Genomic DNA, 15,292 nt, shown 5'->3' on the forward strand with positions numbered 1-15,292 from the left:
CCGCGGCCCGCTTCGATGGGCCAGGTCAACGGTCCGGAGCAGCGGTGCCCGGCCGACGATCCGGCCACCCAACCCACACCAAGGATGCCCGAATGACCAAGCGAACCGACCCCGTCGACCAGGTCGACTCGAAGCACCGACGTCGCGTCATCCGGTTGTTCGGCACCGCGGCAGCGCTGCTGCCGATAACCGCAATCATCGGCTGCTCCGACGATTCCGCATCGCCGCCTGCCCGTTCGGCCTCGCAAACGGATGCCGAGCCGCAGACCGAAGCACCGGAAGCAACGCCAGCGCAGCGTTCATCCGCCGAGCAAACCGATCCCGAACCGGCCGCACAGGAGTCGATGTCCTCGACTTCCGAGTCCACGGGGTCCGGCGACATGCCACAGGTCAGCCTCGATGATCCGACGGCGAAGGCCCTGGGCTACAGGCACGACGCCGACGAGATCGACGCCAGCGCCTACCCCTCGTACGAACCGGGTCAGGTCTGCGCCAACTGCACGCTGTTCCAGGGTGACAACGGCAACGGCTGGGGCGGATGCTCGCTGTTTCCCGGCAAGGTCGTCAACGCCAACGGCTGGTGCAGCGGCTACACGCCGAAGGCCTGACCGGACCGCGTCGTCGCACCGTTCCCCGGCCCTTCGCCGGTGCCGTCCGATTCGACTCGGACGACCCGGCTATGGCAATGAATCGCCGCGAATGGCCGGTTTCCAGGACTGCGCTCAGTCTTCGAGGCTCGGCGCGAACTGGCCGATCAGTTCCACGATGGTCCGCAACAGGATCAGCACGATGCTCACGCTGAGCGCGCACAGCAGGACGACCATCCAGAAGATCAGGTCGTAGAGGATCGAGTACCAGTTGTCGGGCAAGCGATCGAACTCGCCCACCGGCATGGTCACGATCATCAGCAGGGCGATGGCGCCCATCAGGTTGACCGCGCAGGCCTTGGAAATCAGGGTGATGCGCTGGAAGAACTCGATGTCGAAGTCCTGGTCGAGTCGATTGACCAGGCCGACGATGGTCAGCATCAGCGCGATGGTGGTCGCCGAACTGGTCGCGATCGCCGACCCGAGGTAGAGCGCCGAACGCGACAGCGAGGCGATCAGGTCCTGCGCCTCGGCGGCAGAGTAGACCACACCGCTCAGCCAGCGGGCCGCAACGCCGAGAACCAGGATGCAGCCGAAGCCGACCAGCGTGTTCTTGTGCTTCAGCAGGATTTTCATCAAGTCGTCCTCGATCGAACCCATGCGAGCATTCCGCCATGCGCGAGCCGTTTCGCGAACGGCCGACCGGTCGCTGGCGCTCATCGACCGGCGCGGCCCGGTCTGCACGCTCCTGTTCACCTTAACCCAGCAGCAACGGCAACGTGAGCGCTCCGACTGCCGAACGCGATCGATCGACGGTGCGCATCGCATTTGCATCGGTGCAAGGCGCAGGTGCATACTCGATTGGGGGGTTGGCATCGTCCGGCGCGCGGCTTCGGTCCCGCCGGTCGACGGAGGGCAACATGGGCAAGCGCACGTGAACTACGGCGATTATCCCGATTTCGTGGTCGAGGACATCGTCCGGCTGCGCCGGCGCCTCGATCTTGTTTCCGTGCCTCCGCGCCGAACCGACCACAACTTCATCCTCGGCACCTGGAACATCCGCAGCCTCGGCGGCTACTTCGACGACTGGGGCGAGAACCCCGATTCGCCGAAGCGGAACCTGCGCGGCCTGGCCTTGATCGCCGAGGTCATCCGTCGCTTCGACGTCGTCGCCATCCAGGAAGTCAAGCGCGACACGAGCGCGCTTCGCCTGTTGGCCGAAGACTTCCTCGGCCCCGACTGGGGCGTGATGATGAGCGACGTGACCGCCGGCGACAAGGGAAACACCGAACGTGCGGCCTACCTGTACGACACCCGTCGCGTGAAGCCCTCCGGCCTGGCCGGCGAGATCGTGCTCCCGCCGACGGACATGGGCGACCCACAGGAACAGTTCGATCGCACGCCCTATCTGGTCGGTTTCGTCGCCGGCGGCGAGCGCTTCGCGCTGCTGACCGCACACATCCGCTACGGCGAGGACCTGAGCGACCGGATTCCCGAACTACGACGGCTGGCGAAGTACACGGCCGAGGAAATCCGCGACCGCTCGCGCTTCGCGCATGCCGAGGAAGCCAACCTCATCGTGCTCGGCGATTTCAACACCGATCGCGACGAGGACAACGACCTGTTCGAGGTCTTTCTCGAAAAGGGCCTGTGGGTGCCGGAAGAGCTGCGCGACCTGAAGACCACCTACGGCCAGGAAGCCAAGCACTACGACCAGATCGGCTGGTTCCGCGACGACATGACCCTGATGCCCACGGGCCGGGCCGGCGTGGTCGACTTCGCCGGCGCCGTGTTCCAGGAGCTGACCGCATTCCAGATGACCTTCCGGGTCAGCGACCACTTCCCGCTGTGGTGCGAATTCAGCACGGACCGCAGCACCGAGGCCCTGGCCGGCGTGCTCGGCGTCGACGCGAACATGCCCGACCCCTTCTCCGGGGTGCCGGACTGAATAGCGGCTCGACCTCGACCCACCATGGCGGGCATGATGCGCGTGCTCGAGACTGTGCAGCCGTTGCCCGGGGCCTTACCCCAAGTCCTCCCTGGCTCTCGACGAGTCCAGGATACGCCCATGCATCGTTCGGATCCTGTCCGCAGATCCTCAGCTGTTTACCTAGGTTAATGATCCTTCCGGGCTCAGCCTTCATGCTTGACCCGATGGCGCTGAACGCGCCACATCCAACTCGAACCGAAAGAGGAAGAATCCATGAGAAAACTTCCACTTGCAATCGGGATCGCATCGGCATTGGCCGCCGGAACCGCGGTTTCGCCCGCCCTTGCCGACGAACATGCCTCCGCCCTGAAGGGCCTCGAGGACGATACCTCGATCACGGTCTCCGGAACGGTGATCGAAGCACGTGAGGACGAATTCGACCTGCTCGTCGGCAACGAGCGGTTGACCGTCGAAATCGACGACGATATCCGCGACGGCGGCGCCTACACGCTCGCCTCCGGCGACCGGGTCACCACCACCGGCACCGTCGACGACGACTTCTTCGAGGGCAAGGAGCTCGAAGCCACTGCCCTGTACATCGAGAAGCTCGGCACCACCTTCGTCGTCGACGAGGACTACGCCGGCGACCACGGCATGGTCGTGGGCCGGAACCTCGGCGAATACGTCGAAGTGACCGGCACCGTGACGACCGTGAGCGACGACGACGAGGAGTTTCGCCTGCAGGGCGACCTGGGCAGCTTCACCGTCGAAGTCGACGAGCTCGACGACGACCTGTTCGACGACGAAGACTATCTGCAGGTCCGCGTGGGCGACACGGTCCGCGTCGTGGGTGAGATCGACGACGACTGGCTGGAAGGCCGCGAAATCGAGGCCAACAGCGTCAACGTCATCCGCGTCGGTTCCTGAGCCACGCAATCGGGCTGCGCCCCCTCGGGGCTACAGCGGCAACCGCGGTACGCGCTTGCGTGACCACAACAACAACCGCGCGACTGCGTTGAAGGATCGATGACCGGGCCGCGAGGTCCGGTTTTCTTTTGGCCGGGTCCGACCCTCGCCACGACGTGGGAGCACCCCGTCCGTTCCATTCGTCACGGCCCCGTGCCGGCCCGACCGGCACATGCCGCGGCCGAGATCCCGCGGATGCAGTAGAGTGACGGCTGGCCGAGGCCCGAAGACGGTGCCCGTCCGACACCCACGGACGTTGTGAACCATGAGCCGATCGCATTTAAAACTGCTGCCGGGAATTCTGCTCGGCACGGTGCTACTCACAGGATGCTCCGAAATGCCCGAACCTGCACGAGATCCCGCCACCGTCACCGAACTGGCAGGCTGCCCGTCCAGCCCGAACTGCGTCTGCAGCTGCGCACCGGCGGACGATTCGCACTACATCGAGCCGATCCGCATCGCGGGCGACCCGGCCCGGGCCTGGTCGACGCTGTCGAGGATTCTCGAAGACGACGACAGCATCGACATCGGCGGCTCGAACGACCGTTACATCCGTGCGGTAGCCACGACGCGCATCCTGCGCTTCAAGGACGACGTCGAGTTCCTGCTGGACCGCGGCGCCGGGATGATCCACCTCCGCTCCGCTTCGCGTATCGGCTACTCGGACTTCGGCAAGAACCGCAAGCGGATGGAGTCCATTCGAGAGAGAATGGTCGAAGCGCGTGCGGCGTCCGCGTCCTAGGCGCGACAGTTCCCGTTCCGCACGACCGGAAGCCAGACCCACCGGAACCCAGACCCCAGGACGAAGCACACATGGCCGGAAGCCTGATCCTCCTTCTCGACGATATCGCGACCGTTCTCGACGACGTATCGGTCATGACCAAGGTGGCGGTCAAGAAGACCGCCGGCGTGCTGGGCGACGACCTGGCGCTGAACGCCGAGCAGGTCTCGGGTGTCAAGGCCAGCCGCGAACTGCCGGTGGTCTGGGCGGTCGCGAAGGGGTCGGCCCGCAACAAGTGCATCCTGGTGCCCGCCGCCCTGCTCATCAGCGCCGTCGCGCCCTGGGCCGTCACCTTGCTGCTGATGCTCGGCGGCGCCTACCTCTGCTACGAAGGCGCGCACAAGCTGGCGCACAAGTTCCTGCACAAGGAGGAGGCCGAGCAGGACAAGGCGAAGATCAAGCAGGCGCTGCGGGACCCGCAGGCCGACATGAAGGTCGTCGAGCGCGACAAGATCAAGGGCGCAATCCGCACCGATTTCATCCTGTCGGCCGAGATCATCGTCATCTCGCTCGGCACGGTCACCGACGAGCCCTTCCTGACCCGCCTCGGCGTGCTGATCGCGATCGCCGTCCTGATGACCGTCGGTATCTACGGCCTGGTCGCCGGCATCGTCAAGCTCGACGACGCCGGCCGGGCGCTGGCGCAGCGAACCAGCACCTTCGCGCAGAAGGCCGGCAGTGCCATCCTGGCCTTCGCCCCGTGGCTGATGCGCTTCCTGTCCATCGCCGGTACCGCTGCGATGTTCCTGGTCGGCGGCGGCATCATCTCCCACGGCATCCCCGCCCTGCACCACTTCAACGAAGCCCTGGTCGAGGGCATGGCCCAGCCCTGGGCCACGCTCACCGGCATGGCCTGGACCGGCCTGGTGGGTGTCGTGCTGGGCGCGATCCTGGTCGCGGCGATCTCGGCCTTCTCGAAGGTGTTCGGCAAGAACGAACCTGCCGCAGACTGATCGCGCCGTTCGTCGGCGTCCCGAACGATCGGGCGCCGCGAAGCCGTGCGGGGGCTAGCGCAGCTCGTACCAGTTGCCCTGTTCCCTGTAGATCAGCCGATCTTCCGCGGGCTCGCCCGCGAATGCCCGCCGGAAGAACTTCGCCAGCTCCTTGTTCTTCTCGGCCGGCTCGCCGAACGGCGAGTGCGATTCCTTGACCCAGGAGGCGTCGGTCAGGTTGACGTAGTACGCGATCCGGCTGTCCAGTCGCTTGACGAAATGGCCCAGGCGCGCTCGCTGGGCATCGCCCGGCTTGATGCGCGAGAGTCGGAGCGCGTAATCGTTCTCGTTGATGGTGATGAACACCCGGCGGTTGTGGCGGATCCGGTCCACCCACTCGGGGTGACCCTCATTGTTCGTGTCGGCCTGGCACAGCACGACGTTGTCGAAGATCAACTCGTTGCCTTCGCTGATCGTGCTCTTCAGCATCTGCTTGTACAGGTAGTTGCCCATGCTGTGGAACATGGCATTGATCGTGAACGGGCAGTCCTTGCGCAGAAGTCGGGCGTAGAGCGCGTCGCGCTTCTCGGCATTGTCCGGGAACTTCTCGAAGGCCTTGGCCCGGCAGAGCTCGCGCGACGATTCGCTGATCTTCATCAGGAAGTAGTGGACCATCTTCAGCGCACGCTCCAGCGCACCGGCGGAGGCGCGCGCGTCGCGCTTGTCGGACAGGTAGCTCAACTTGCCGTGCACTCCACCGCCGTTGGCCGGCCAGGAGAACGGCAGCACCTCCACGTCGTAGGCCTTCTCCAGGTCGAAGGCGGCTCGGAGTACGTCCTTGATCTCGTTGTTGTAGCCGTGCACGAGCACGAGTAGATGGCGCTTCTTCGCCCGCAGCCGCTTGACCAGCTCACAGGCCACGCGAAGGCTCGCGTAGTGTTGCGCGTCCGGGTCCAGGTCCAGGGAAAATTCCTGGATGTACGCCTTGGCCTCGGCCTTGGAAATCTTGTCCGGCAGGACTTCGATCGAGAACCCGTTGCCCCGCCGCGTGGCCTCGACCACGCGCAACTCGTTGTTTCCTTTTTCGTTCGGCCGCTTGCCCAGCTTGTCCAACCCGGACGCCTCCGGATCGACACGGCGATTCGTGATGATGAACATCGCAATCTCCCGCTACCACTACGCCTGAAGTCACGGTAGCACCGGCTTTTTGTGAAATGCAAGCACCGCTGCCCGTCGAGGACCAGCAGGAAAAAGCGGGTCGCCGGTTCACCCGCGCAGCGCACGCTGCGACGCGGTTGGGACGAAGACGTGCGGATTATCCCCCGTGCGGCATTGGAAGCAATGAACCCATGGATATCGAGAGTTCGTCATGCGCAAGTTCCTGCTTCCGTTCGTGCTCCTCCTGCCCCTTGCCGCCGCCGCGGATCCGGCAGGATCGGCCTTCACCTACCAGGGCGAGCTCTGGAGTGCCGGTGAGCCGGCCAACGGGGAATTCGACCTGGTGTTCAACCTGTTCGACCAGGCCGCAGGTGGCACGCCCATCGCCGCGCCGGTCCAGCTGGATGACCTGCAGATTGACGGCGGACTGGTCAATGCGGAACTCGATTTCGGCGCATCGATCTTCTTCGGCGACGCCGTGTGGGTCGAGGTGGCGGTGCGGGACGGCGCCAGCACGGGCTCCTACGACACGCTGGCACCACGCTCGCCGATCACGCCTGCGCCCTACGCCCTGTTCGCGCTCGACGGCAGCCCCGGACCGCAAGGCCCGGCCGGACCGCCGGGGCCCCAAGGACCGCCCGGGGATTCGCAGTGGACGCTCGTCGCCGGCGACATCCACTTCGCCGGCGGCCGGGTCGGGGTCGGAGAGGACACACCGCTCGCGGCCCTGCACGTCCAGACCAACAATCTGTCGTTGACCGACCAGGAGACGTTCAACGACGACCTCGTCGTCGAGGACTCGGACGCTAGCATCGGGCTGTACAGCAGCGGGGGCGGCGGCTACGGCTCGTCGATCACCCTGTCGGAGCTGACCGCAGGCAGCCTGCTCGACACCTGGGGAATCGTGCGTCGAACCGCCCTGGGCAACAGCGAACTCTGGTGGACCTACGGTACCGATCCCGACTACAGCCAGAACGACACGCGCTTCATCCTCGCGCCCGACGGATCTGCCGCGCTGGGCGCCACGCCGGTGCTGGACCCGGAATCGACGCTTACCGTCGAGGCCGGCGGCGACAACTTCGGCGTCCTCGTCCAGTCGCTCGGCCAATTCGGCAGCGCGATCGGACTCCACGCCGGTCCGGCGGGCTATTCGAGCCTTGCCAAGAACGCCTACTTCGACGCCGGCTGGCAGCGCTTCGACACCAACAACGGCGCCTTCCTGATGGAGGTCGCGCCCGACGGCACGACGACGATGTTCACGGAGATCGGCGGTGCCAATCCGATCGACTTCCAGCCGACCCTGACCCTGGCCGACGGCGAAACCACGGTCAACGGCGCGTTCTTCGTCGGCAACGGCAGCGTCGTGACGTCACCGGGCGGCTTCTTCGGATTCAACCGGGCCGATGCGCAGTTCCCGGTGCACGTCGGCAACAACGCCCTGAACGGCAACGGCGCGCGCCTGACCACCGGCGGGACGTGGACCGATGCCTCGAGCCGTCTGTTCAAGACCGACTTCCAGGCCATCGATCCGCAGGACATCCTCCAGCGCGTGCTGCGGCTACCGGTGCTGCGCTGGCGCTACCGCGATTCCGAAGAGGGCACCCATCTGGGCCCGATCGCCGAGGACTTCCACGCCCTGTTCGGACTCGGTGACACGGAGCAGTACATCGCCGGCGTGGACCGCAACGGCGTCGCGCTTGCCGCGATCCAGGGCCTGCACCAGCAGCTCGAGGAGAAGGACCAGCGGATCGCCGAACTGGAGCGGATGCACCAGGAGAGCCAGCGCGCGCTGGCCGCGACCATCGAGCGTATCGAACGGCTCGAGCGCGAGGAACGAGGGGAGGACCGGCAATGAGCACCCTCCTCGCGTGCCTGTTCGCCCTGTCCGTCGGACTGCAGTCCGGCGGCCCCTTCGAGATGCGGAAGTCCGTCATCGCGGCTGGCGGCGACACGGTCCAGTCCACGGCCCCCGGATCGTCGTTCCTGCTTTCTTCCAGCCTCGGCCAGCCGAGCACTACCACCAGCACCGCCGGCGCGTTCCAGCTCTCCGGCGGCTTCTGGGCCGGCCTTGAGGGCGCGTCGGTCTTTTCGGATGGCTTCGAGGCCCAGACGGGCCCGAATCCGAGGTCTCGATCGGATCGATAGCGCTCCCGATCCGCGATGGCGGACGTCGGGGCCCCGTCAGGACAGGTCGAAGACCACAGCCAGCACCAGCACCACCGCACCGGCGGCGTAGAGCTTGAGGATCAGCGGAAGGCAGAAGCGGAACCAGCTGGCGTAGGAAATGCCCGCTACGCCGAGGATGCCCATCAGGATGGCGTTCGTCGGGATGATCATGTTGGTGAAGCCGTCGCCCATCTGGTAGGCCATCACGGCGACCTGGCGCGGCACGTCGAGCAGGTCGGACAGCGGCGTCATCAGCGGCATGGTCACGAAGGCCTGGCCGGAGCCGGACGGGATGAACAGGTTCAGCACGGCCTGGATCAACATCATGCCGACCGCGGCCAGCTCGGCGCCGACCAGCGACAGCGGCTGCGACAGGTAGTGGACGATCGTGTGGAGGATCTGGCCGTCTTCCATGATCAGCGCGATGCCGCGGGCGATGCCGACGAGGATCGCGGTCTCGGTCAGCTCCTTCGCACCTTCGATGAACTTCTCGGAGGCGAAGCTGGGCCCCACGCGACCGATCACGGCGGTCACCAGCCCGAGCACCACGAAGCAGGCCCCGAGCTCGTTCAGGTACCAGCCGCGCGTCGCGATGCCCCAGACGCCGACGCCCAGCGCAGCAAGGAACGCCAGCACGATGGCCACGTGTTTGCCCTTGAGCGCCGGGTAGTGTGCCGGCGGCTCGACCTCCGCCGCCGCGTCGCCTGCAACCAGGCTGGCCGACGGGTCGTTCCGAACCTTCTCCGCGTAACTCCAGACGTGGTGCACCGCGATCAGCACGAACGGGACCAGCAGGGACAGCCGCAGCCACCAGCCGGAATAGGTCGGCAGCTCGGCGATCTCCTGCGCCACGACCACCGTGTACTGGTTGAACGCCGCCAGCCCGTAGCCCACGCCATAGCCGGCGACGACCATCCCGACCGCCGTCATCGCGTCCATCCGCATCGCCCGGCACAGCGCGACCAGGATCAGCACGAAGGGAATGTACTCACCCGACGAGCCGACCGCGCTCGAGGCCAGCGAAAACACGAAGATCACCGCGAAGATCAGGCTCCTCGGCCGATCCCGGAACCGCTCGAGCAGCCGCCCCAGCAGCGCATCGATCGTACCGGTGGCGCGGATCATCGCCAGCACGCCGCCGATGATGAACAGGAAGAAGATGATCGGCCCGGCGTCCACGAACGCGCGCGGAATCGCCGTGAACAGCGCCAGGGGCGACAGCATCTCCTTCTCCGCCACGACCTCGTAGGACCCCGGCACCACCCGCCCGGAATCCAGGTCCTCGGCAAAGAACCCCTGCGGCACCAGCCACGCCGCGACCAGCGCCGCGATCATCAGGAAGAACAGCAGGGCCAGCGTGTGGGGGATGCGAAGCGTGGGGGACTGCGTCATCGTATCGAGCGCTCGAAGGGGCTTCGGGCGATTCTACCCGTGAGCGACCGCCGACTCCCCTGCCCGGCCGTTTACGGCTCAGAACCAGTGCGCAAGCACCACCAACAGAACCATGTTCAGCACCACCGTCGTCCAGAACACCGCCTGGAACTCGGCCTTGCGCGTCTTGTGGCGCAACAGGCGCTGCGCCATCAGGGCGCCCGGCCAGCCACCGACCAGCGCAAGCAGATGAAGGGTGGCTTCGGAGGTTCGCCACGAGCCCCGTCGCGACGCGCTCTTGTCCAGTCCGTAGGCGATGAACGTCACCACCGACAGCAGCAGGACAATGAACGGAATCGCGATGTGGAGCGCGCCTTCGATGGACGCTGCGAACAACACCCCGATGAAGATAAACAGAAACAATCGCTCGAACGGGCTCACGCTAACGGCTGCGGGAGCCTCAACGCCGGCACGTCGCGTTCCGATGGGACGCACATCGCACGCCTGCCACCGGCCCTTCGGGTCCTTTTCGAGCGAATACGTGACCAGGTCACCCGTCGCTGGCCGCCGCGCTCCGAACGCCAGCGCCGAGATGTGGACGAACGCCCTCTCGCCACCGTCATGCGGCTCGACGAACCCGAACCCCCGCGCGTCGTTCCACTGCACCACTATGCCCTGCACCCGCATTCCGGCACCTCCGCCTGCGCTCGATCACGATCATAGGGGACCGAATCGGTAGAGTGGCCTCGGATTCCAGCAGGTTTCACAGCGCGGCTCCGCAGCGCCCCCAAGTCCGCGCGCGATGGGGCGGTGCACCCAAGTAACGGCGCAGAGCCGGAGGGAAACTGGGTGCCTCGAACCCCTGCCACCATGGCGGGCTCGGCTTGCTGTATTCTTCCTCGCATCGGGGAATGGGCAAGAATTGATCAGTTGGTGCTTATGCGTATCGAGGAACTGCAGCAGGCGGCACGCGAGTTTCGCACTCATCTGGACCGCATCAAGCAGGAAAGCCCGGACGTCGATTGGTTCTTCGGCGACATTCTCGGCAACATCGACGCAATCGGCGGGCTACTGACCGGCGGCAATCGCGACTTGTTCGGCAGACTGTCCGGAGGGCGAATCGCCGACATCGGCGCAGCCGACGGCGACCTCTCGTTCTTTCTCGAGACGAAAGGCTTCCGCCCCGAGATCGTGGATTTCGCCGCTTACAATTTCAATCAGCTCGAAGCCGCCTACCGACTGAAAGAAGCGCTCGATTCAAGCGTTCCGATCCACGAGATCGACATCAACGGCCAGTTCGAGTTGCCTCATCGCTATGACGCCGTGATCTTTCTCGGCATTCTTTATCACCTGCAGAACCCCTACCTCGCCCTGGAAACGCTCGCACATACCAGTCGGTACTGCATTCTCAGCACCCGAGTCGCCGCCTGGATGCACTCGGGGCCCTGGCCGTGGCAGTTTCGAGGTCGCATCAGGAACCGCCCGATCGCCTACCTGCTCGAACCCGATGAATTCAACAACGACTCGACCAACTACTGGATCTTCTCTGAAGCCGGGCTGAAGCGGATCGTCGAGCGTACCGGGTGGCGAATTCTCGATTTCAAAACATACGGCAAACGCTGGACCTCGAACCCGCGCGATCCGAAGCGAGACCAGCGCGCGTTCATGCCGTTGGAATCGCGCCACACCTGAACGACGTCGGTCGAACAGGGCTCCGAACGCCCCAACCACCCGGTTTCCCGATCGCCGCTTGTCCCCTTTACGCAATCGGGTGTCCCGCACGTTTTCTCATTGCGCCTCTAGAAGATTTCGTTGAACGGGGAACAGCCCCCGATGGCGGGGTTTGCGCCCGGACTACGATTGATGGAGAAGGAGGCCATTAGCGGCCCATCGACACTTCAGCACGGGGACGGAACATGACGCACACCATTCGCACGCTACGGGCCGCCGGGCCCTCGCTGATGCTGCTGGCCCTGGCCGGCGCAGCCCAGGGCGCCGTGCTCACGGCCGGCCCGGGCGGCACCTACGCGACGGTCCAGGACGCCCTCGACGCGGCCGTCGCCCTCCCCGGCGACGACGAGGTGCGGGTCCGCTTCGGCGTGTTCCCGGAAAACCTGTTCGTCGACCTGGACGGCAGCGGTGATCTCATCGAAATGAGCGGCGGCTGGGATGCCACCTTCACGAGCGCCAGCGATGCCCGGACCACCGTCATCGACGGCGGCGGCCTGGGCAAGGTGTTCGAGATCCAGACCGAGGGCAGCGACCGGTTCGTGCTGCACGGGATGGAGCTGGCCAACGGCGAGGACACGCTGCGCGCCGGGGTCGCGGTCTTCGCGCGCGACACCAGCTCGGTCGAGCTCTACAACCTGACCATTCGCGACAACCTGGCGATCGCCGATCGGGCGTCCTCGGGCGGCCTGTACGCGGTCCTGATCGGCAGCGCCGACCTCGAAGTCCGCGATTGCGACCTGCTCGACAACACGGTGACCTCGACCGGCACCGTCGACGGACGCGGCGGCGGTTTGACGGTCGAACTCAACAACACCTCGACCGCCCGCATCATCGGCAACCGCATCCGGGACAACGTCGTCACCGTGGCCGGCAGCGGCGCCGGGCTCGGCGCCGGCGCGGACATCATCCAGTTCGAGGCCGGGTCATTCTTCGAACTGACGGACAACGAATTCCGGGGCAACCGGATCGACGCCAGCGGCGTCACCGGCACGGGGCTCATGCTCAGCGGCACGAACTGGGTGGCCCGCCGGAACCGGGTCGCCAACAACATCGACGACAGCGCGAACGGCTTCGGGTCCCAAGCCTTCTTCAGCACCTTCGCGGGCACCGCGGTCCTCAGCGACACCCTGGTCGTCGACGGCAACGCGCGCGGTGTGCAGCTCAACGCCAACAGCGGCGCCACCCTGCGCGCCACCAACCTCACGGTCGCCGGCCATTTCACGGAACGCGGCATCCTCGCAGGCACCAGCGGCGGCGGCCAGCTTTCGGTGTACAACTCCATTTCCGTGAACAACGGCGTCAACGCCCAGCTCGACCCCACCGTCACCGAGGGCAGCAACCTGTTCACCAACGACTCCGGCCTGTTCATCGATCCGCTGATCGGCGACTACCGCCTCGCGCCCGGCTCCGCCGCCATCGACGCCGGCGACAACACCCCACCCGGCGGCCTCGGCCCCATCGACCTCGCCGGCCGAACCCGCATCTTCGGCCCGGCCGTCGATATCGGCGCTTACGAGGCCGACGACGTGCTGTTCGCGGATGGATTTGAGGCCTGAATCGCACCCGGGCAAACGAAAGCGACGGGCGATTGGATCAGAGTACTGCCGAGCAGCCTGGCGCGGCGCTCGCGTTCCGACGAGGCCCCGAGAGAAACCTAAGCAGCTGATTTAGCTGTCTTCCGCATGTGGGACTCTCGTTAATCTGGGCGAGTCGGGCGCGGACTGGTCGCGAGTATCCAGCGGGGCATTGGCTTCGTCAAGGAGCCATTTCCGGCAGGTATTCTTTCCCCATGAATGCATGCATTCGCGCGTTCGTCCTCGCCTGCCTCGCCGCGCTGTTGACCGGCTGCGGTGTGCGCATCACCTACAACAACCTCGATTGGCTGGCCATTCGCTGGGTGAATTCTCAAGTCGACCTCAGCGCAGAATAGGAGCTGCAGGCCCGGAGCGCCATCGAACGCAAGCTGGCCTGTCACTGCGAGAACGAGCTGCCGGACTACATTGCACTGATCGAACGCATCGACCAGGACGTTGCAACCGGCCACATCACCGTGGACGCCCTGGACGGCTACGGCCGGGAGATCGGCGAATTCGGCCCACGCCTGCTGGACCGCGCACAGCCCACGATCATCGAATTCCTGGCGAGCCTCGACGACCAGCAGGTCGAAAACCTCATCGATAACATTCGGGAACGAAACGAAGAACTCGAGAAGGACAGCGAAGCGCTTAGCCCCGAAGAACGGCAAGCAGCGATGATGGATGACATGGAACAGAGCCTCCGCAGACTACTGGGCCGTCTTGACGCCGACCAACGCGCACGCCTCGGACAATGGGCCCAAGCACGCCAACCCGATTCGGCATTCGAGCGAGAATGGCGCGAACTCCGCCACCAGCGGTTCATTCAAGCCCTGGCCGTGCGCAACGATACCGCGGAATTCGAACGGCGGATGAAGGTTCTGTTCGAACTCGCACAGCTCGACTCGCGACGGGAGTCCGGCCCCGCCCAACGCGCCACGCCCCACAACCGGGCCAACATGTTGGACACACTGATCGACGTCTACGAGCTTGCCGACGACCGCCAGATCAAACGAATGCGCAATCGGCTCGGAGATCTAGCGGATGACTTCCGAGAACTCAGATGCTAGGGTCAGGATCGAGTCGAAAGCAAATAAAGAGGCGAATTGATTCTCGCGCAAGAACCATGACCTACCCACATCTCTCCGCGCCTATTGAATAGGCGTTTGTCAAGTTCAGCAGAGTAGACGCGAATCTTACTCGCAGTTCTCGCCGACCCAATCGCGAAACTCTTGGAGGCGATGTGACCAAAAAACCACTACGTCCGCCTCGACGAGCCTCTCAACGTCCTTCTCAGATATCACACCTTGCAAAAATGCGCCGGTAACAACAAAACTTCCCCAGTGCTCTCTCCAAGAAGTTGCCTTTGTTAGCACATCATTTATTCGTTTGACTGAATTGGTAGCATCGTTTGTGACTTTGCATTCAAGCGCGAGCATCTTAGTGTTTCCAAGCCCACATGCAACATCCACTTCTTTGGGCCTGGTTTTGGTTGCAAATCTTGTCTTGTGCATGAACTTTTTCGCATCCACGTCGCCTCTTGACTCAATTTTCTTACTGGGGATTTGAGACCAACCAAGCTCCATAAGCGCCTCAATAACAAGCTGCTCCTGCTCACTTGCCAACGCCTTCCTCCTTTCGGTAGCAACTGACTGACTAGCCATCAATGCACAAACCACTTCTTGTAATCGCTTCAATTGTGACCAAGAGGGATCAATTCCCGGCTCCACCCACGGGCAGAGGCTCTTATCTAGAATTCGAATTAATACTGATTCCGCAGCCTTCGCGACATCAGGCTGAAGTCCAACACCAGATTTTTCACTTGCCTTGCTCCATGTTGGACACAGTAAGAGGAACTGATCCTGGCTTATCGGAGGGGCACAAAGATGACGGAACACTCTCATCGTCCGGCCATCTGTTTCAAGTGCAAGAGGAATACTCAGAAGCCCATTGGACAAACGTAGAGCTTCGCTAATTTGTCGCCGCTCAGCGCGCTTGGCGGAATACCAACTGTCTACTGCAGAGTCATTGATCTGCGAGTCTATGTAGATTGCTTTAGCTTCTTCACAATATTTCGCTGCCTCTTCAACCATGAA

Annotated in this window: 16 protein-coding genes; 11 read left to right on the top strand and 5 right to left on the bottom strand. The window is 64.3% G+C overall.

Annotated elements, in window-relative coordinates; translation table 11 throughout:
• Positions 1-44: 44 nt before the first annotated feature.
• Positions 45-608 carry a high-potential iron-sulfur protein gene (locus KUV67_01400; GenBank protein MBY6203523.1) on the top strand — a complete coding sequence of 188 codons (564 nt, stop codon included), beginning with the start codon at positions 45-47 and terminating at the stop codon, positions 606-608.
• Between the two features lie 114 nt (positions 609-722).
• Here the strand turns inward: KUV67_01400 and KUV67_01405 are convergent, their stop codons facing one another.
• Positions 723-1,223, bottom strand: coding sequence for a hypothetical protein (locus KUV67_01405; GenBank protein MBY6203524.1), 501 nt, complete (start codon positions 1,221-1,223; stop codon positions 723-725).
• Positions 1,224-1,521: 298 nt separating this feature from the next.
• On the opposite strand from KUV67_01405, the gene KUV67_01410 reads away from it, so the two are divergent.
• The 4 genes from KUV67_01410 (at position 1,522) to KUV67_01425 (ending at position 5,217) form a co-directional block, all read left to right on the top strand.
• Positions 1,522-2,535, top strand: a complete 1,014-nt coding sequence (locus KUV67_01410) for an endonuclease/exonuclease/phosphatase family protein (GenBank protein ID MBY6203525.1) — start codon at positions 1,522-1,524, stop codon at positions 2,533-2,535.
• Between the two features lie 255 nt (positions 2,536-2,790).
• Positions 2,791-3,444, top strand: a complete 654-nt coding sequence (locus KUV67_01415; protein MBY6203526.1) for a hypothetical protein — start codon at positions 2,791-2,793, stop codon at positions 3,442-3,444.
• A 376-nt stretch (positions 3,445-3,820) separates the two neighbouring features.
• Entirely contained in the window at positions 3,821-4,225 is a 405-nt protein-coding gene (locus tag KUV67_01420; GenBank protein MBY6203527.1) for a DUF1499 domain-containing protein, read from the top strand.
• A gap of 71 nt (positions 4,226-4,296) precedes the next feature.
• Entirely contained in the window at positions 4,297-5,217 is a 921-nt protein-coding gene (locus KUV67_01425) for a DUF808 domain-containing protein (protein MBY6203528.1), read from the top strand.
• Between the two features lie 54 nt (positions 5,218-5,271).
• Here KUV67_01425 and KUV67_01430 read toward each other — a convergent pair whose 3' ends face one another.
• The gene (locus tag KUV67_01430) at positions 5,272-6,354 is read right to left on the bottom strand and encodes an alpha/beta hydrolase (GenBank protein ID MBY6203529.1); all 1,083 of its coding nucleotides are present in this window, start codon (positions 6,352-6,354) and stop codon (positions 5,272-5,274) included.
• Between the two features lie 211 nt (positions 6,355-6,565).
• On the opposite strand from KUV67_01430, the gene KUV67_01435 reads away from it, so the two are divergent.
• Positions 6,566-8,209: a tail fiber domain-containing protein gene (locus KUV67_01435; GenBank protein MBY6203530.1), complete on the top strand. Its 1,644-nt coding sequence runs from the start codon at positions 6,566-6,568 to the stop codon at positions 8,207-8,209.
• A complete protein-coding gene (locus tag KUV67_01440; GenBank protein MBY6203531.1) occupies positions 8,206-8,499 on the top strand; it encodes a hypothetical protein in 294 nt (97 codons plus the stop codon). Before KUV67_01435 ends, KUV67_01440 begins: the two co-directional genes overlap by 4 nt.
• Positions 8,500-8,535: 36 nt before the next feature.
• On the opposite strand, the gene KUV67_01445 is transcribed toward KUV67_01440, so the two are convergent.
• Together KUV67_01445 and KUV67_01450 are read right to left on the bottom strand one after the other, a co-directional pair.
• Positions 8,536-9,912, bottom strand: coding sequence for a TIGR00366 family protein (locus KUV67_01445; GenBank protein MBY6203532.1), 1,377 nt, complete (start codon positions 9,910-9,912; stop codon positions 8,536-8,538).
• A 78-nt stretch (positions 9,913-9,990) separates the two neighbouring features.
• Entirely contained in the window at positions 9,991-10,578 is a 588-nt protein-coding gene (locus KUV67_01450; protein ID MBY6203533.1) for a cold shock and DUF1294 domain-containing protein, read from the bottom strand.
• Between the two features lie 183 nt (positions 10,579-10,761).
• Between KUV67_01450 and KUV67_01455 the strand changes: the two genes are divergently transcribed.
• From KUV67_01455 to KUV67_01470, 4 genes are all read left to right on the top strand, one after another.
• Positions 10,762-11,583 (top strand): class I SAM-dependent methyltransferase, encoded by an 822-nt coding sequence (locus KUV67_01455; protein ID MBY6203534.1) that lies wholly within the window; start codon positions 10,762-10,764, stop codon positions 11,581-11,583.
• 224 nt (positions 11,584-11,807) lie between these two features.
• The gene (locus tag KUV67_01460; GenBank protein ID MBY6203535.1) at positions 11,808-13,178 is read left to right on the top strand and encodes a right-handed parallel beta-helix repeat-containing protein; all 1,371 of its coding nucleotides are present in this window, start codon (positions 11,808-11,810) and stop codon (positions 13,176-13,178) included.
• A gap of 233 nt (positions 13,179-13,411) precedes the next feature.
• Positions 13,412-13,552, top strand: a complete 141-nt coding sequence (locus KUV67_01465; GenBank protein MBY6203536.1) for a hypothetical protein — start codon at positions 13,412-13,414, stop codon at positions 13,550-13,552.
• Positions 13,553-13,672: 120 nt separating this feature from the next.
• Positions 13,673-14,266 (top strand): hypothetical protein, encoded by a 594-nt coding sequence (locus tag KUV67_01470; protein MBY6203537.1) that lies wholly within the window; start codon positions 13,673-13,675, stop codon positions 14,264-14,266.
• A 126-nt stretch (positions 14,267-14,392) separates the two neighbouring features.
• Here KUV67_01470 and KUV67_01475 read toward each other — a convergent pair whose 3' ends face one another.
• Positions 14,393-15,289: a XamI family restriction endonuclease gene (locus KUV67_01475; GenBank protein ID MBY6203538.1), complete on the bottom strand. Its 897-nt coding sequence runs from the start codon at positions 15,287-15,289 to the stop codon at positions 14,393-14,395.
• Positions 15,290-15,292: the final 3 nt, after the last annotated feature.

Origin of the sequence: Halomonas denitrificans (assembly GCA_019800895.1) — a bacterium.
Lineage (GTDB): Bacteria > Pseudomonadota > Gammaproteobacteria > Xanthomonadales > Wenzhouxiangellaceae.